This is a genomic window from Actinomadura sp. NBRC 104425 (genome assembly GCF_030269545.1).
Classification (GTDB): domain Bacteria; phylum Actinomycetota; class Actinomycetes; order Streptosporangiales; family Streptosporangiaceae; genus Spirillospora; species Spirillospora keratinilytica.
Genome location: NZ_BSTN01000002.1, coordinates 386,740 through 404,199 on the forward strand (window position 1 = coordinate 386,740; position 17,460 = coordinate 404,199).

Here is a 17,460-nt window from a genome sequence, read left to right on the forward strand (position 1 = left end):
GAGGGGTTCCATGGTCCAGGTGGCCGTCGCGCAGTTCGCGGCCGGGCTCGACAAGGAGCGCAACCTGGCCGGCGTGCGGGAGCTGGTCGGGGAGGCGGCGGCCCGGGGCGCCCGGGTGGTGGTGCTGCCGGAGTACTCGATGTTCGCCGCGCCGCGCGTGGACGAGCGGTTCGTCGCGTCCGCCGAGGACCTGGACGGGCCGTTCGCCACCGGGCTGGCCGAGACCGCCCGGCGGCACGGCGTGCACGTCGTCGCCGGAATGAACGAGCGCACCGACGACCCCGGCCGCATCTCCAACACGCTGCTGGCCGTGGGCCCGGACGGGAAGATCGCCGCGACCTACCGGAAGATCCACCTGTATGACGCGTTCGGCATGCGCGAGTCGGACGTGATCCGCCCCGGCGAGATCGCCGAGCCGGAGACGTTCACCGTCGACGGCCTGCGGTTCGGCATGCAGACCTGCTACGACGTGCGGTTCCCGGAGGTGACGCGGCGGCTGGTGGACGCGGGCGTGGACGTGCTGGCGCTGCCCGCCGACTGGGTGCCGGGCCCGCTCAAGGAGGACCACTGGCGGACCCTGGTGCGCGCCCGCGCCATCGAGAACACCGTCTACGTGGCCGCGGCCGACCAGCACGCCCCGACCGGCGCCGGCAACAGCATGATCGTCGATCCGATGGGCGTGGTCGTGGCGTCGCTGGGCGAGGGCACCGGAACGGCGGTCGCCCCGGTGTCGGCCGAGCGGATCGCCGCGGTGCGGGCGACGAACCCGGCGTTGGAGCTGCGCCGCTTCACTGTCGCGCCCCGCACCTGACCACCCGCCCGGCCCTGCGCCCGGCCCGGAACGCCGCTAAAGGCGCCGCCCCACCCCGGTCACCAGCTCGCGCAGGCGCATCGGCCCGCCGGTCTCGGGCGACAGCGGGGGAGTGTCCATGCCCGCGCCGCTGCGCAGCCCGTCGAGGAACTGGCGCAGCGCGTCCAGCGCGCTGTACCGGGGCGTCCAGCCCAGTTCGGTGCGGGCCCGGGTGGTGTCCATGACGGGCAGGTGCAGGGCCAGGTCGAGCAGCTGCGGGGAGGCCGGCACCAGGCCGAGCTCCCACGCGATGCTCAGCGCGGCCTTGGCCCCGCGCGCGGGCAGGCGGATCCTGCGCGCGTGCAGCAGCTGCGCCAGCTCGTCCGGGCCGATCACCGGGTCGGCGGCCAAGTTGAACGGGCCCCGCACGTCCTCGGTCACCGCCAGCCGGTACGCCTCGGCGGCGTCGTCGGTGTGCAGTGCCTGGAACCGCAGCCCGGGCACGTCCGGCACGACCGGGATCAGGCCCGGTCGCACCAGCGGGTTCGGCAGGAACGGCCCGGCGAACAACCGCCGCTGGCCGGACGCCGACTCCCGTTTGAAGATGAACCCGGGGCGCATCCGCACCACCCGGCGGTCGGGGTGCTCGGCCTGGAAGGCGTCCAGCATCCGCTCCACGTACGCCTTCTCCCGGCCGTAGGCGGCGGTGGGCCAGCTGTGCGTGGGCCACGACTCGTCCACCGGGCGGTCGTCGCGGGGCCCGGGGGAGTAGGCGCCGACGGACGAGGCGTACACCAGCGCGGGCACGCCCGCGTCGGCCACCGCCTGGAACACCCGGGCGCTGCCCGCCACGTTGGCCCGCCAGGTGATCGCCGGGGTGTGCGTGGGCTGGAACAGCCAGGCGAGGTGGACGACGGCGTCCGCGCCGCGGAACAGGCCCGCGAGGTCGGCGTCGGCGACGTCGGCCCGCGCCCACTCGGTCTTGTCGATCCTCAGCCGGGGACGGCGGCGGGCGATGCCCAGGATCGAGGTGATCCGGACGTCCGCGGCCAGCGCCTGCGCGGTGCTGGTGCCCACGTTGCCCGTGGCCCCCACGACGACGACCCGCATGATCGCCTCCTTGCGCTGTCGGCGGTCGGGTTCTTTTCGCCGTACCCCGCCGCGCCGCGCCCATGCGTCCCGCCCCCGGCCCGGGGGCGGGATGCCGGCCCCGAGTCAGGCGGCCTCGCTGGTGATCAGCCGCGTCACCTCGGTGCGCAGGGAGTCCACGTCCACGCCGGAGGTCTTCAGGATCCACACGGCGGGGTTGTCCCGGTCGTGCAGCACGCCCAGGAGGACGTGGCCGGCCGCGATGTGGTTGTGCTTGAGGCTGATCGCGTGCCGCAGGCTCAGCTCCAGGGACTTTTTGGCGCCCTTGTTGAACGGCACGTGCCCCCGCTCGCCCCGCCGCCACCGGCCGGGCGGGGCGTCCAGGGCGCCCTCGCCGAACGTCTCCTCCGCCGCCCGCCGCACCGCGTCCAGGTCGATGCCGATGGAGCGCAGCGCCTCGGGGTCGAGGGGGTCCCCGCCGGCCGCGGTGCGGGCGAGCCGGGCCCGCAGCTCGCGGGCCTCCAGCCCCTGCCCGCGCAGCGCCCGGCCCGCCGGGCCGTCGTCCTGGACGAGGGCGAGCAGCAGGTGCTCCGGGCCGATGTGCCGGTGGCCCAGTTCCCGCACCGCCTCCTCCCGGGCCAGCGTCACGACCGCCCGGGCGTCCTTGGTGAACCGTTCGAACATCGCCTCATCGCTCCTTCGACAGGATCCGCCGGCCGCCGCCGTACTTCTTGTGGACCGCCTGGCGGCTCACCCCCAGGCACACCGCGATCTCCTGCCAGGACCAGCCGCGTTCGCGGGCGTTGGCCACCTGCAGCGCCTCCAGCCGTTCGGCCAGTTCGCGCAGTGCGCGCACGGCCCGCAGCCCGATGGCCGGGTCCTGGCTGCCCGCCTGCGTGGCGAGCTTCACTCCGTCGTCCATGCTGTCAATGTAGGTTGACAATCCGGAGGTTGTCAACCTGAGTTGACACAATCCGGGTGGACGTCAGGCCGGGGTGAGCAGGGGGGTCAGCAGATCATCCAGGTCGATCAACCCGGCGGGGCGGCCGTCGGAGGCCAGCACCAGGCCCAGCCGGCTGCGGTGGGCGCGCAGCGTCGCCACCGCCTCGGCGACCGGGGCGCCGATCGGCAGGGCGGGCACCGGGTGGGCCAGCTCGCCCGCGGTCGTCCGCACGCCCCGGGCCCGCGCCACGTACGCGTCCCGCACGTGCACCATGCGCGCGGCGCCGTCCCGGCCCGGGCCCCGGACCATCAGGCGGACCAGGCCGTGCCGGGCGGCGGTGTCGACGATCTCCCGCGGGGTGGCGGCGGCCGGCACCGCGACGATGCCGCCGATCGGTGTCACCAGGCCCGCCAGCGGGGCGCGCGGCGCGTCCAGCGCGGCGGTCAGCAGCCGCAGGTCCGTCTCCCCGATCAGCCCCAGCCGCCGCGACTCCACCACCAGGCTGCGCAGCTGCTCGGGCGTGCGCGACACGCTCGCGGTGTCCCGCGCCGGGACGCCGACCAGGCGCAGCAGCAGGTTGGTGGCGGCGTTCAGCACCGCCAGCACCGGCCGGGTCGCCGCCGAGAACGCCCGGAACGGCGGCGCCAGCAGCATCGCCGACCGCTCCGGATGCGTGATCGCCCACGACTTGGGCGCCATCTCGCCCAGCACCATGTGCAGGAACGTCACCAGGCCGAGCGCCACCACGAACGCCGCGGCGTGCGCGGCCGCGGACGGCAGCCCCGCCGCGCGCGCGAGCGGCGCCAGCGTGTGCGCGATCACCGGCTCGGACACCAGGCCCAGCCCCAGCGAGCACATGGTGACGCCCAGCTGCGCTCCGGCCAGCATCAGCGACAGCTCGCGGACGCCCGCCACCGCCGACGCGGCGGCCCGGCTGCCGCGCGCCGCCGCCCGTTCCAGCCGCGGCCGCCTCGCCGCCACCAGCGCGAACTCCGAGGCGACGAAGAACCCGTTGCCCGCCAGCAGCGCCGCCGTCACCGCAAGGCCCGTGGACAGGTTCATTCCGCGCCCCTCTCCTCGCCCTCCGGCACCGCGGCCGTCACCCGCAGCCGGATCGTCTCGGGGACGTGCCGGTGCACCGTCACCACCTCGACCACCGCGCGGCGCGGCGGCTCGTCCAGGCGGGCCGGCGGCAGGTCCACGGTGACGACGTCGCCCGGCTCTGCGACCCGGCCCAGGCGCCGCAGCAGCAGCCCGGCCACCGTCTCGTAGTCGCCCTCGGGCAGCGCGATGCCGGTCTCGTGCGCCACCTCGTCCACCCGCAGCCCCGCATCGGTGATCCACCACCGGCCGCGCCGCCGCGCCGGGACGTCGGCCGCCTCCAGCTCGTCGGCGATCTCCCCGACCAGCTCCTCGGCCGCGTCCTCCCAGGTGATCAGGCCCGCGAACCCGCCGTACTCGTCGATCACCAGCGCCATGGCGGTGCCGCCGGCCCGCAGGCGCAGCACCACCTCCGGCAGCGGCAGCGTGGCCGGCAGCAGCAGCGCCGGACGCGCCGCCTTCCGCACGGGGACGGGCGCGTCCGGCGGCAGCCGCACCAGCTCCTCCAGGCCGACCACGCCCAGCACGTCGTCGACGCTGTCGCCGACCACCGGGTAGCGGCTGTGCCCGGCCTCGGCGATCACCTCGGCCATCCGGGCGACCGGCGTCCCGCCCGGGACGGTGACCACGTCCACCCGCGGCACCATCGCCTCCCCGGCGGTGCGGTCGGAGAACGCCAGCGCCCGCTCCAGCAGCTCGGCGTGCTGCTCCTCCAGCTGCTCGCCGGACTCGCCGATGATGTGGCCGAGCTCCTCCAGCGTGGCGCCGTGCCGCAGCTCCTGCACCGGCTCGATGCCGGCCGCGCGCAGCAGCCGGTTGGCCGAGGCGTCGAACAGCCGGATCAGCGGCGCCGCCACCGCCAGGTACACCAGGGTGGACGAGGCCAGCGCGCGGGCCATCGCATCGGCTCTGGACAGCGCGAGGTTCTTGGGGAACAGCTCGCCCAGCACCATCTGGATCACCGTGGCGATCAGGAAGCCGAGGGCCAGGGCGATCCCGCCGGTCGCGCCCGCCGGGACCCCGGCCGCCGCCAGCGCCGGGGCGATCAGCCCGGCCAGCGCCGGCTTGGCGATGAACCCCACGACCAGGGCGGTCACGGTGATGCCGAGCTGGGCGCCGGACAGCATGAACGACAACCGCTCCATCACCCGCACGGCGCGGGCCGCGCGCCGGTCGCCCCGCGCCGCCATCGCCTCCAGCGTGGGCCGGTCCGCGGTGACGAAGACGAACTCCTGGGCCACGAAGTACCCGGTCGCGGCCGTCAGCGCCACGACCGCCGGCAGCCCGAGCGCCAGGTCCACCGAACCTCCCTCCTGCAGAGGGCTCCCGGAACCCTGCATATCCCCGATCTCCCGTCCGCCACTCGGGGAGGGCGCGCCGCGCCCGTGCCGCCGGGGCCGAGCGGGGGGTGACGAGGGGGCGACGAGGGGTGCCAACGGGCGGGGCCGCTTGGCATGCTGGAGGGAGTCCCGTCACGCGCGACGGGAGCGACAGGGCATCGGTTGCACGGTTTTCCCTACCCGCCGGGAGTGCCCATGACCGACGAGAAATGTCCCCGTCCCGTCTTCGACCCGGCCATCCCCAGCGGCGACCGGGCGCTGCTGGCGGCGGCGCCGGAACGGCTGACCCCGGCGAGCCTGCCCGTTCCGCCCCCGCCCCGCCCGAGCGCCGCCGTGCTCGCGGCCCGGGCGGTCTGGATCCCGCTGTTCGCGTTCTTCTACGGCGTGCTGCCCGGCGGCTGGCTGCGCCTGTTCTTCCTGGCCTCGCTGGACGAGGACGACCTGATGGGCGGGGTGTTCCGGTGGGGCCGCACGGCGGTCGCGGCGATGATGCTCACCCCCGCCGTGCAGGTCGTGCTGATCCTGCTGGGCATGGGCGAGGCCGCGGTCGCGCTGGCGGCGGTCAGCTTCGCCGCCTGGGCGGTCGGCGCCGTGCGGCACCTGCGCGAGCCCGCCGCGTCCCGGGCGGCCCGCGAGCACCACGGCCGCTACCTGCTGCCCGCCGACTTCGACCGGCCCGCCGCCCGGCTGCTGGTGCGGGCCCAGCGGGCGATCGACACGGTGCTGGGCTCCGCGGCGCACCGCGTCGGGCTGCTCGACGACGTCAACAACGCGGTGGTGCTGCCCCGCCAGGAGTGGGCGGTCGCCTGCGCGCTGGCCGAGCACACCCGGCTGCGCCGCGAGCGCCGCGCCCAGCAGCCCGAGCGGCTGACCGAGACCGTGCGCGAGCTGCTGGAGCCGCAGCGCCGCGCCCTGGAGCTGTCGGTGCGTGCGATCACCCAGCGGATCGAGGCGCTGGAGGAGTACGCCCGGCGGGCCCGGCAGGCCGACGACGCCTTCCACGAGTGGCGGGTGCTGCGGCGGCTGCCCGAGCAGAACGCCCGCTACCAGGACCTGCTGGCCCGCACCGTCGGCCACGACCTGGCCCGCGAGGAGATCGAGCGGCTGGCCGACGACGCCCGCCGCGCCGAACGGGCCCTGCGCGACAGCGTCGCCACGGCACTGCGCACGGGCCGCGCCGTCACCGCGCCCCCCGCCTGACCACCCGGGACCCCGGTCACCGGACGCGGCGGGCCGACCGGGGCGGCGGCTCGGCGGGCCGCCCGACCCGCACGACGCTGAGCAGCCGCGCCGGGTCGTCCACGTCCAGCATGCGGGCGAGCGCGGCGCGCGTGGCGGGCGCGTCGATGATCTGGCTCAGCGGGTGGACGGTGTGGCCGAGGCGGGAAAGCGCCAGCCACTGCCGCATCAGCACCCGCCCCATCGCGATCTCCCCCTCGGGCGGGCAGCCGGCCGGGCCGACGAGCACGAGCACGTCGCCGTCGTGGTCGAGCAGGCCCCGGGAGGCCGCCGCGAGCAGACGCGGCAGGCCCGCGCGGCGCAGCACCGGATACGCCCGCGGCGACAGGACGGCGCGCAGCCCGAGCGCCTCGGCGCGGCCGAGCCGCAGGGCCCGGTCGGTGAGGCCGTCGAGGCCGTAGCGGGGGTCGCGGGGGCTCAGTCGCAGCCAGGCGCGCAGCTCGAACGTCACGGCGGGGTCGCCGAACATGTGCCGGTCGGCGTCGTACAGCAGCCCGGCCAGCCGGCGGCACGGCAGCCGCAGCGTGCGGGCCCCGGCCGCCTCGGCCTGCTCGGCGGCGGCCCCGAACACCGCGTCGTCGAGCCGCCCGGGCCGGTAGGGGACGCGGCCGGTGCGGCGGGCGCGCACGTCGTCCGCGGTGAACGGGGTGGCGTACGGCTCGCCGGCGGCCACCAGAGCACCGACCAGCCGCCGCGCCCGGTCGTAGCCGGGGCGGAACCCGACCGGCAGACCCGCATCGGCGCACACGATCAGGCACGTCTCGGTGAACGCGCCCAGCCCCAGCCGCAGGTCCCGCCCGGTCGGGTCGGCCGCCGGCAGCGCACACGCCGGATCCCAGCCGATCTCGACCCGGTCGCCGCGGTAGCGCAGCGTCCACGGCTGGGTGTTGTGCGCGCTGGGCGCCCGCCAGAAGTCGGGCTCCAGCGCGCGCAGATCGCCCAGGTTCACCGGATCTCCATTTCGTAGAACGTGTAGCCGTGCAGCGGCCTGCCGCCCATCGCGACGTACTGGGCGGCCGACCCCGGATTGGTGCGTTCCACGAACGTGCTGCGCAGCGTCCGGTAGCCGCCGGCGCGCAGGTTGCGCAGCAGCTCCCGGGACAGCAGCCGCATGTACCCGCGCCCCTGCTCGTCCGGCACCGTGCCCTTGACGATCAGGACGGCGTCGCGGCGGTACCGGGAGCGGGTCAGCAGCAGCCGCACCTGGTTGCGCGGGCCGAGGTCGCCGTCCACACCCGCCACGAACTCGGAGATGTCCGGCACGCACAGCACGAACGCGATGGGACGCCCCGCCTTGGTCAGGTAGAGCAGCAGCGACTCGTCGATCAGGTGGGCCAGCCCGTCGGTGGCCCGGTCCAGCTGCTCGGCCGAGATCTCCGTGTAGTAGCCGAGCCCGGCGAACGAGGCGTTCAGCATCTCCCGCAGCATCGGCAGCTGCTCGCCGAACCGCCGGCGCGAGCCGCGGTGCACCGCCAGGTCCTCGGCGGCCAGACGGGCGTCGTCGAAGCCGAACACCGCGTCGGGGTCGGCGGTCACCGGGCAGATCCACGTGTCGGACTCGAACCGCCGCGCGAACCCGTACGCCTCGTAGGCGCGCGGGTAGTACGCGGGGTTCCACGCGCTGTCGATGAACCCGCGCTCGGAGAACCCCGAGGTGATGACGCCGCCGGACTGGTTGGGCAGCAGCGACACCGGCCCGAACGCCGCGGCCTTCCCCGCCTCCGCCCCCGCCGCGCGGATCGCGTCGAACAGCGCGCGTGCGGCGCGCTCGTCGTCGGTGAACTCGGTGAGCCCGAACAGCTGCGCCGGACGGCCGATCTTGGCGTCGAACGCGGCGTCGGTGTGCAGGGTGGTGCGCGCCACCACCCGGCCGGCCGCGTCGCGCAGCACGTACAGCCGCACGCCCGGGACCTCGCCGCGGTACCAGCCGCGGATCTGCTGCCGCAGCGGCGGCACGAACCGCGGGTCCCCGCCGTGGACGCGCCGGGCGAACTCGATGAACTCGCGCAGAGCGCGCCGCGTCCGCACGTGCTCGAAGGTGAAGGTCATCGGCGCTCACGGGCGACCGGCGGGCCCTGCTCCTCGTGGCTGAGCGGAGTGAACTCGCAGATGTGCGCCATGACGTCGCCCTCGGCGCGCCACACGCCGTTGCTGTAGCCCTCCGGCTCGGCGTTGTAGATGCGGATGTAGCCGCCGGTGGCGTTCCTGGTGCCGTCGGTCACCCAGCGCATCAGCCTGCGGTGGTGGCGGCTGCGCGCGAACAGCAGCAGCGAGTCGCGGTCCTCGAAGAACGCCAGGGTGCCCAGCGTGAACGGGAACTCCCAGTACACCTTGTGCCAGCAGTAGCCGCGCATCCGCTTCATGTCGCGGACCAGCCGGAACCAGGTCAGGCTCAGGGTGAGGACCGACAGCGGGCCGCGGTAGCGGGTGGCGCCGACGAACATCGCGGTCGCCTGCGCCTGCCGGGGCGCCCTGCTGAAGTCGGCGGTGCGCATCAGCAGGCCCTCGCGTGCCGCCCGGCGTCCGCCGCCGGGGCGTCCTTCACCAGGTAGACGTTCTTGAGCCCGCCGGCGCCCGCGAACGGGCCCTCGCCCGGACCGAACACCCGCACCCGCAGGTCGCCGGCCGCCGGGTCCTCCTTCAGCGACGCGGCGAAGTCGCGGGACACCGCGGCCAGATGGTCGCGGACGCCGTCGCGGCAGATTCGCGCCAGCCGGGCGACCGCCGTCTCGTCCATGTCCGCGTCCTCCCGCAGCTCGATGTTGACGACGGGCCGCGACTCCAGGTCCGGCTGCTCCTCCAGCGACAGGCAGAACCGCGCGATGTCGGCGGCGTAGGGGTTGCCCTCGTACAGGCCGTACTCCACGTCCTGCGGGTAGAGGTTGGCGCCCATGTAGGAGATCGTGCTGTCGGCCCGTCCGAACAGGAACAGCAGCGGCAGCGTCATCTTCTCGTCGCCGGTGGCGCGCCGGCACTCGGCCCACCGCTGCGGGTCCCGCCGGATGATCTTGCGGACCCGGTGCAGCGGGTGCAGCAGCGCCTCGTCGCCCACGTTGTAGCGCAGCTTGGGCTGCAGGCAGGCCTTGCTGGTGAGCGTGCACAGCAGCTCGCCGCGCGCGTTGACCTCCAGGTACGTCTCCAGCGGGTTGTAGTGGAAGATCATCGGCAGCCGCTGCTCGTGCTCGCCCAGCAGCTCGCGGCGCAGCTCGGCGTCGACGGCCAGCCGCTTGCGCAGCCACACCGTGAACGCGCTTTCGGCGCCCATCCCGATCGTCAGGTCGCTGGCGCCGTAGCCGGAGCGGACCTCCTCCAGGCGCCGCTCCAGGTAGTCGCGCAGCGCCTCGGTCATCCCCTCGCCGCCGACCATGCCCCGGATCCGGTACTCCTTCCAGGGGAAGCCGAGCGCGTCCAGCCGGTCCACCAGGTGCTTGAGGAACGGCGGGTAGGCGGCGACGATGTAGTCGTAGCCGGGGCCGAAGTGCTCCAGCGTGTCGACGATCTTGTCCAGGTCGGGGCCGGTGTTCTTGACCATCGCGATGCGGGCCAGCGCCGCGCCGGTGGTGGTGCCGGTCGCCCACGCGCCCATCGAGTACGCGTTGATCACAAAAAGCCGCCGGCCGGGGAAGACCAGCTCGATGTACCCGGCGGCGTTGCGGTAGATCCCTTTGAGCTCGCGCGGGCCGCGCACCCAGTTGTACGGCTTGCCGGTGGAGCCGGACGACTCGTCCACGATCACGCCGGGCCGGTGCAGCCGCCCCTCCTGGCACCGGCTGGCCTCGTCGTAGACGCTCGCGTAGTTCTGCTTGCTCGTCTCGGGGAAGTCGGCCAGGCGGCGGGGCCGGCGGGCGCACGTGCGCCGCACGAAGTCCCGGTAGGCGGGCACGTCGACGGCGGCGAACGCGCACGCCAGCCGCGCGTGGCGGGCGGCCAGCCGGTCGAGCGCCGGATGGTAGCGGCGGGCGGTGAACCGCCACACCGCCGGATGCGCCGCGGCGCTCCGGTACACGCCGGTCAGCAACCAGGAGCACGCCTGCAACCGGGCCCGGCGCCAGCGCTCGCGCGGCGTGAGCGGTCCCAGCCGGGGCGACAGCCGCGCCCCCGCATCCTCCCTAGCCATGATCACCTTCCTGTCGGTGCGTCCGTCAACGTCTGGAAGGAAGTGTGCGTGCCGCGGGGGCGCGGGGACATCCGCCGTGCGACGGGGTTCCGCCCCCGTACAAGTACCTAGGCAGTGGGCGCCGCGGTACTCACCGGCTCCCGCGCCGCGGCGGGCGCGGCCCCGGGGCGGCGGTTGAGGGCGTGGCCGAGCGCCACCGTGGCGAGCGCGGCGGCGCCCAGCCCGGCGCCGATCCACCCGACCGCCGGGTACCCGGCGCCCGCGCCGATCGCCAGACCGCCCAGCCAGGGGCCCGCGGTGATCCCGACGTTGAACGCCGAGAAGTTGGTGGCGGCGGCCAGCGTCGGCGCCCGGCCGGCCAGGGCGAACACCCGGGCGTTAAGCGCCGGGTTGGTGGCGAAGCCGAACGCGCCCAGCAGGAAGACCAGCGGAACGGCCGGCGCGGGCGTGCCCAGTGACAGCGCCAGGGCCGCGGAGACGACGACGGTCCCCGACACGCCGATGTACAGCGTGCCGAAGGGGTGCCGGTCGGACGTGCGGCCGCCGACGGCGATGCCGAGGAAGGACCCGACCCCGTACAGCACCAGCACGGCGGGCACCCAGCGTTCGGCCAGCCCGGTGGTGTCGGTGAGCATCGCGCCCAGGTAGCTGAACGTCACCAGCAGCGCTCCCGTGGACAGCGCGGTCGTGCCGTAGGCGAGCCAGAGCCGCGGGTTGGCCATGGCGCGCAGCTCCTCGCCCAGCCGGGGCACGGCGTCCGGGTCGGGACGGCCGCCCGGCAGCGTCGCCGGCACCCCGACCATGGCGAGCGCCGACAGGGCGGCCACCGCCCAGAACGCCGCCCGCCAGCCGAGGTTCTGGCCGATGAGCGTGCCGCCGGGCAGCCCGACGATGGTGGCGACGGTCAGCCCGCCCGCGACGACGCTCATCGCCTTGCCGCGCGCGTTCTCCGCCACCAGCCCCACCGCCGTGACCGAGGCGACCGCCCAGAACCCCGCGTACACGAACGCGCCGAGCGCGCGGGTCGCCAGCAGCGCGCCGTAGCCGGGGGCCAGTGCCCCCGCAACGTGGGTCAGTGCGAAGACCGCCAGGAAGGCCGGCAGGGTGGCGCGGCGGGGCCAGCGCAGGGTCACCACCGCCAGCAGCGGCGCGCCGACCAGCATCCCGGCGGCGAACGCCGAGATCAGCAGGCCCGCCTGCGGGACGGACACGCCGAGATCGGCGGCCATGCCGGGCAGCAGCCCGGCGAGCATCAGCTCCGAGGTGCCCTGGGCGAAGATCGCCAGGCCCAGGACGTAGACGGCCGGTGGCATGGGGGGTCCCTTCTGTTTTGGATTGATCAGTTCAATATGAGGGCGAAAGAAAGGGCGGCACGGCGGCCGCCCGGCGCTCACGGCGGTCAGGGCCGCCCGGGCCTCACAGCGCGTCCAGCGCGGTGCGGGCGATCGCCTCCAGGACGTCGCGCCCGGCGCCGCCCCGCGCGGCCACCCGCATCCCGCTGATGGTGGCGATGACGAAGTGGGCCAGGGCGTCGGGGTCCTTGCCGGGGTCGATCTCGCCGCTGCGGCGTCCCCGGTCGATCGCCGTGCGCAGCGCCTCGAAGCGCAGGTCGTAGTTGCGGCGCAGCCACGCGGCGGTCTCGGGGTCGCGCGGGCCCAGTTCGACGAGCGAGTTGACCACCAGGCAGCCCGCCGGGTCGTCCGGGTCGGGCTCGACGGCCCGCCACATCAGCGTCCGCACCTTCTCCCTGGTGGGCAGGTCGGACTCCAGCACCTCCATCATGTCGGCGTCCTTGGCCTGGGCGTAGCGGCGCAGGACCCTGCCGAACAGGTCGCGCTTGCTGCGGAAGGTGTTGTAGACGCTGCTGCGGCCCAGGCCCGTGGCCGCGCACAGGTCCTCGGTGGAGGTCGCCTCGTACCCGGCGGTCCAGAAGGCGCGCATCGCCGCCTCCACCGCCCGGTCCTCGTCGAACTGTCTCGGTCGCGCCATGCCGGCACGCTACCACGTTTTGGATCGAGCGATCCAAAACCTGCGGTGCGGCCGGCGGCCACCGGACCGGCGCGGACGGCCGCGCCGGCCTCAGCCGAACACCTTGCCCGGGTTGAAGATCCCGGCCGGGTCGAGGGCGTCCTTGACGGCGCGGTGCAGGGCCAGCACCGCCGGGCCCGCCTCGGCGGCCAGCCCGCGCATCTTCAGCAGCCCCACCCCGTGCTCCCCGGTCACGGTCCCGCCCAGCTCCAGCGCCGCGTCGATGATCCGGTCGAACGCTCGCTGCGCCCGCGCCCGCGCCGCCTCGTCGCCCGCCGGGACGATCATCAGCGGGTGCAGGTTGCCGTCCCCGGCGTGCGCGATGTTGGCGATCCGGATCTCCTCCTCGGCGCCGATCCGCTCGATCCGGCCCAGCATCTCCGGCACCAGCATGCGCGGCACGCACACGTCCTTGGTCAGCACCGGCCCGAGCCGCTCCAGCGCCGGATAGGCCAGGCGCCGCGCCGCGAACAGCGCGTCCGCCTCCGCCTGGTCGGTGGACCGCGCGCTCCACATCGCGCCCGCCTCCTCGAAGCACGCCAGGACCGCGTCGGCCTCCTCGTCCCCGGCCGCGCCCGGCGCGTCGCAGCGCGCCAGCAGCAGAAAATCGCCGCTGTCGGCCAGCCCCATGTTCTTCCAGTCGTCGACCGCGCGCAGGCAGTACCGGTCCACCAGCTCCAGCGCGCTCGGCACCACCCCGCGGGACGTCACGGCGGCCACGGCCCGCCCCGCATCGGTCAGCGCCCCGAAGCAGCCGACGACGGTGCGCTCGGCGGCCCGCGCGCCGCGCAGCCGCACCGTCACCTCGGTGATCACGCCGAGCGTGCCCTCCGACCCGACCAGCAGCCCGGCCAGGTCGTACCCGGCCACGCCCTTGGCGGTGCGGCGGCCCAGCCGCACCGTCTCGCCGCGGCCCATGACCGCCTCCAGGGCCAGCACGTAGTCCCGGGTGACGCCGTACTTCACGCAGCACACCCCGCCCGCGTTGGTGGCGACGTTCCCGCCGATCGTCGACCACGGGGAGCTGGCCGGATCCGGCGGATACCACAGCCCGTGCTCCGCGCACGCCGCGCGCAGGTCGTCGTTCACCACACCGGGCTGCACCACCGCCAGCCGCTCGTCCGGGTCGATGCGCAGGATCCGGTCCATCGCCTCGAACGAGATCACCACGCAGCCCGCGACGGCGTTGGCGCCGCCCGACAGCCCGGTGCCCGCCCCGCGCGGCACCACCGGCGCGCCGCGCTCGGCGCAGCACGCCACCACGGCGGCCACCTCGGCGGTCTCCCGCGGCCGCACCACCGCGGCCGGCGTCTCGTAAGGCGCCCAGGCGGCCTGGTCGCGGGCATAGGACGCCAAGATCTCGGGGTCGGTGACGACCCGGTCGGCGGGGAGGACACGTTCCAACGCGGCAGCGATATCGCCCATACCCGCACACTATTCGGTCTCCCGAGTACGGCCCGGGCGTACCGGCCGACGCGGGTCGTTCCACCCGCAGACAGGCACGGGGCCTGGCTATCATGGGTGATCGGCCGTGCTCTGTGCGGTGACGCGGCCGGAGACGGGGCGCCGCATCTCGGCCCCCGCCTTATCCCTGTTTCGACCGGCTCGGCGCCGGTCCTTTTCGTGTCCGCCCGCCCTCGGCGGGGCGGGCGAAGTCCGTGAGGAGGGTGACGTCCATGTATCCCAGGGACGGCCGAGGGAACGCGGTCGAGGGGAGCCCGTCCTTTCCCCAGGTCGAGCGCGAGATTCTCGACCTCTGGGCCGAGGGCGACACCTTCCGCCGCTCGGTGGAGGCGCGCCCGGCCGGGCAGAGCGGCTCCAACGAGTACGTGTTCTACGACGGGCCGCCGTTCGCCAACGGCCTGCCCCACTACGGCCACCTGCTGACCGGGTACATCAAGGACGTCATCCCCCGCTACCGCACCATGCTCGGCCGCCGCGTGGAGCGCCGCTTCGGCTGGGACTGCCACGGCCTGCCCGCCGAGGTCGAGGCCGAGAAGCAGCTCGGCATCTCCACCAAGACCGAGATCCTCGACATGGGCGTCAAGCGGTTCAACGACGCCTGCCGCGAATCGGTCCTGCGGTACGTGGAGGAGTGGGAACGCTATGTGACCCGCCAGGCCCGCTGGGTCGACTTCGACAACGACTACAAGACGCTCGACCTGAACTTCATGGAGAGCGTCATGTGGGCGTTCAAGACCCTCTACGACAAGGGCCTGATCTACGAGGGCTTCCAGGTGCTGGCGTACTGCTGGCGCTGCGAGACGCCGCTGTCCAACGCCGAGACCGGCATGGACGACTCCTACCGCGAACGCGTCGACCCGTCCGTCACGGTCGGCTTCGAGCTGGAGACCGGCGAGACCCTGCTGGTGTGGACCACCACCCCCTGGACGCTGCCCAGCAACCTCGCCGTCGCCGTCGGCCCCGACATCGACTACGCGGTCGTCGCCCACGACGGCAAGGAGTACATCATCGCCGAGGCCCGCCTCGGCGAGTACCGCAGGCAGCTGGCCGCCGAGGGCGCCGAGCCGGACGTCGTGCGCCGGCTGCGCGGCGCCGACCTCGTCGGCCGCTCCTACCGGCCCCCGTTCGACTTCCTCGCGGGCACCGAGAACGCCTTCCGGGTGCTCGCCGGCGACTTCGTCACCACCGACAGCGGCACCGGCATCGTGCACATGGCGCCCGCGTTCGGCGAGGACGACCAGCGGGCCTGCTCCGCCGCCGGCATCCCCACCGTGGTCACCGTCGACGACGCCGCCCGCTTCACCAGCCAGGTGCCCGACTACGCCGGGCAGCAGGTCTTCGACGCCAACAAGCAGATCGTGCGCGACCTGCGGGCCCGCGGCGCGCTGCTGCGGCACGACTCCTACACCCACTCCTACCCGCACTGCTGGCGCTGCGACACCCCGCTGATCTACAAGGCCATGTCCAGCTGGTTCGTGGCCGTCACCAAGTTCCGCGACCGGATGGTCGAGCTGAACGAGCAGATCGACTGGGTGCCCGGGCACGTCAAGAAGGGCGCGTTCGGCAAGTGGCTGGAGGGCGCCCGGGACTGGTCGATCAGCCGCAACCGGTTCTGGGGCTCGCCCATCCCGGTCTGGAAGTCCGACAACCCCGACTACCCGCGCGTCGACGTGTACGGCTCGCTCGACGAGATCGAACGCGACTTCGGCGTGCGCCCCGCCGACCTGCACCGGCCCGGCGTCGACGAGCTCGTGCGGCCCAACCCCGACGACCCCACCGGCAAGTCCATGATGCGCCGCGTCCCGGCGGTGCTGGACTGCTGGTTCGAGTCGGGCTCCATGCCGTTCGCGCAGGTGCACTACCCCTTCGAGAACGGCGAGTGGTTCGACGACCACTACCCGGGCGACTTCATCGTCGAGTACCAGGGCCAGACCCGCGCCTGGTTCTACTACCTGCACGTGCTGGCCACGGCCCTGTTCGACCGGCCCGCGTTCCGCACCTGCCTGGCGCACGGCATCCTCCTCGGCGAGGACGGCCGCAAGATGTCCAAGAAGCTGCGCAACTACCCGGACGTCTACGAGATGTTCGACCGGTACGGCGCAGACGCCATGCGCTGGTTCCTGCTCAGCTCGCCGGTGGTGTCGGGCGGGGACATGCCGGTGACCGAGGCGGGCATCCGCGACGCCGTCCGCCAGGTGATCAAGCCGATGTGGAACGCCTGGCACTTCTTCGCCCTCTACGCCAACGCCACCCCCTACGAGGCGCGGCTGCGCACCGACTCCGAGCACGTCCTCGACCGCTACATCCTCGTCAAGACCGGGCGGCTGGTGCGCGAGGTGCGCGCCGACCTGGACGGCTACGCGCTCGGCGCCGCCTGCCAGCGCGTCCGCCAGTTCCTCGACACGCTGACCAACTGGTACGTGCGCCGCTCCCGCGCCCGGTTCTGGGACGGCGACGCCGACGCCTTCGACACCCTCTACACGGTGCTGGAGACGCTGCTGCGGGTGGCGGCGCCGCTGCTGCCGCTGACCACCGAGAAGGCGTGGCGCGGCCTGACCGGCGGCGAGTCGGTGCACCTGACCGACTGGCCGGACGACGGCGCCTTCCCGGCCGACGACGCGCTCGCCGACGGCATGGACCGCGCCCGCGAGGTCTGCTCGGCCGCGCTGTCGCTGCGCAAGGCCGCCGACGTGCGGGTCCGGCTGCCGCTGCGCACCCTCACGGTGGCCGCCGCCGACGCCGACACGCTGCGCCCGTACCTGGACCTGGTCGCCGACGAGGTGAACGTCAAGAGCGTCGAGCTCAGCGACGACGCCGCCGGGCACGCCGAGCGCGTGCTGACCGTGCTGCCCCGCGTGCTCGGCCCCCGCCTGGGCAAGGACACCCAGAAGGTCATCCGCGCCGTCAAGAGCGGCGACTGGCAGGAGCGCGACGGCCGCATCGTCGCCGGGGGCGTCGAGCTGGAGGAGGGCGAGTACGAGACGCGCCTGGTGCCGCGCGACTCCGGCCAGGCCGCGCTGATCGGCGACGGCGTGGTCGTCCTGGACACCGAGGTCACCCCCGAGCTGCGCGCCGAGGGCCTGGCCCGCGACCTGGTGCGCGTCATCCAGACCGCCCGCCGCGAGAGCGGCCTGCACGTCTCCGACCGGATCACCGTCGCCGTCGGCGGCTCGTCCGACGTGGCCGAGGCCGTGCAGGAGCACGGCGAGTTCATCGCGCGCGAGACCCTCGCCGAGAAGCTGAGCTTCGGCGACGTCCCGGACGGCGCCGTCCACACCGGCGAGGTCGGCGACGGCGACCCGGTCACCGTCGCCGTCCAACGGGTGTGACGCATGTTTCCCGCGGGGCG

At 74.4% G+C, this 17,460-nt stretch carries 15 protein-coding genes; 3 read left to right on the forward strand and 12 right to left on the reverse strand.

Annotated features, from left to right (window positions below; translation table 11 throughout):
• Positions 1 to 10 precede the first annotated feature (10 nt).
• The gene (locus QSK22_RS04895) at positions 11 to 811 is read left to right on the forward strand and encodes a carbon-nitrogen hydrolase family protein (RefSeq protein ID WP_285492723.1); all 801 of its coding nucleotides are present in this window, start codon (positions 11 to 13) and stop codon (positions 809 to 811) included.
• A 36-nt stretch (positions 812 to 847) separates the two neighbouring features.
• Here the strand turns inward: QSK22_RS04895 and QSK22_RS04900 are convergent, their stop codons facing one another.
• The 5 genes from QSK22_RS04900 to QSK22_RS04920 all read right to left on the reverse strand — a co-directional run bounded on the left by QSK22_RS04900 (position 848) and on the right by QSK22_RS04920 (position 5,224).
• On the reverse strand, positions 848 to 1,900 hold the full coding sequence (locus QSK22_RS04900; protein ID WP_285492724.1) for an SDR family oxidoreductase: 1,053 nt from the start codon (positions 1,898 to 1,900) through the stop codon (positions 848 to 850).
• A gap of 105 nt (positions 1,901 to 2,005) precedes the next feature.
• The gene (locus QSK22_RS04905; RefSeq protein WP_285492725.1) at positions 2,006 to 2,563 is read right to left on the reverse strand and encodes a Clp protease N-terminal domain-containing protein; all 558 of its coding nucleotides are present in this window, start codon (positions 2,561 to 2,563) and stop codon (positions 2,006 to 2,008) included.
• 4 nt (positions 2,564 to 2,567) lie between these two features.
• Positions 2,568 to 2,801, reverse strand: a complete 234-nt coding sequence (locus QSK22_RS04910) for a helix-turn-helix domain-containing protein (RefSeq protein ID WP_285492726.1) — start codon at positions 2,799 to 2,801, stop codon at positions 2,568 to 2,570.
• Positions 2,802 to 2,864: 63 nt separating this feature from the next.
• The gene (locus QSK22_RS04915; protein ID WP_285492727.1) at positions 2,865 to 3,884 is read right to left on the reverse strand and encodes a CNNM domain-containing protein; all 1,020 of its coding nucleotides are present in this window, start codon (positions 3,882 to 3,884) and stop codon (positions 2,865 to 2,867) included.
• On the reverse strand, positions 3,881 to 5,224 hold the full coding sequence (locus QSK22_RS04920) for a hemolysin family protein (protein WP_285492728.1): 1,344 nt from the start codon (positions 5,222 to 5,224) through the stop codon (positions 3,881 to 3,883). The genes QSK22_RS04915 and QSK22_RS04920 overlap by 4 nt, the downstream gene beginning before the upstream one ends.
• Before the next feature lie 234 nt (positions 5,225 to 5,458).
• Between QSK22_RS04920 and QSK22_RS04925 the strand changes: the two genes are divergently transcribed.
• Positions 5,459 to 6,463: an amino acid adenylation domain-containing protein gene (locus tag QSK22_RS04925; protein WP_285492729.1), complete on the forward strand. Its 1,005-nt coding sequence runs from the start codon at positions 5,459 to 5,461 to the stop codon at positions 6,461 to 6,463.
• A 16-nt stretch (positions 6,464 to 6,479) separates the two neighbouring features.
• Here QSK22_RS04925 and QSK22_RS04930 read toward each other — a convergent pair whose 3' ends face one another.
• From QSK22_RS04930 to QSK22_RS04960, 7 genes are all read right to left on the reverse strand, one after another.
• Positions 6,480 to 7,451: a hypothetical protein gene (locus QSK22_RS04930; RefSeq protein WP_285492730.1), complete on the reverse strand. Its 972-nt coding sequence runs from the start codon at positions 7,449 to 7,451 to the stop codon at positions 6,480 to 6,482.
• A complete protein-coding gene (locus QSK22_RS04935; protein ID WP_285492731.1) occupies positions 7,448 to 8,551 on the reverse strand; it encodes a hypothetical protein in 1,104 nt (367 codons plus the stop codon). The genes QSK22_RS04930 and QSK22_RS04935 overlap by 4 nt, the downstream gene beginning before the upstream one ends.
• Positions 8,548 to 8,997, reverse strand: coding sequence for a DUF4188 domain-containing protein (locus QSK22_RS04940; RefSeq protein ID WP_285492732.1), 450 nt, complete (start codon positions 8,995 to 8,997; stop codon positions 8,548 to 8,550). The genes QSK22_RS04935 and QSK22_RS04940 overlap by 4 nt, the downstream gene beginning before the upstream one ends.
• Positions 8,997 to 10,619, reverse strand: a complete 1,623-nt coding sequence (locus QSK22_RS04945) for a phenylacetate--CoA ligase family protein (protein ID WP_285492733.1) — start codon at positions 10,617 to 10,619, stop codon at positions 8,997 to 8,999. The genes QSK22_RS04940 and QSK22_RS04945 overlap by 1 nt, the downstream gene beginning before the upstream one ends.
• Before the next feature lie 107 nt (positions 10,620 to 10,726).
• Entirely contained in the window at positions 10,727 to 11,932 is a 1,206-nt protein-coding gene (locus QSK22_RS04950; RefSeq protein ID WP_285492734.1) for a Cmx/CmrA family chloramphenicol efflux MFS transporter, read from the reverse strand.
• A 103-nt stretch (positions 11,933 to 12,035) separates the two neighbouring features.
• Positions 12,036 to 12,608, reverse strand: coding sequence for a TetR/AcrR family transcriptional regulator (locus QSK22_RS04955; protein ID WP_285492735.1), 573 nt, complete (start codon positions 12,606 to 12,608; stop codon positions 12,036 to 12,038).
• Positions 12,609 to 12,698: 90 nt separating this feature from the next.
• Positions 12,699 to 14,072, reverse strand: coding sequence for an FAD-binding oxidoreductase (locus QSK22_RS04960; protein WP_285492736.1), 1,374 nt, complete (start codon positions 14,070 to 14,072; stop codon positions 12,699 to 12,701).
• 251 nt (positions 14,073 to 14,323) lie between these two features.
• Between QSK22_RS04960 and ileS the strand changes: the two genes are divergently transcribed.
• On the forward strand, positions 14,324 to 17,440 hold the full coding sequence (gene ileS / locus QSK22_RS04965; protein ID WP_285492737.1) for an isoleucine--tRNA ligase: 3,117 nt from the start codon (positions 14,324 to 14,326) through the stop codon (positions 17,438 to 17,440).
• The last annotated feature ends 20 nt before the right edge of the window (positions 17,441 to 17,460 follow it).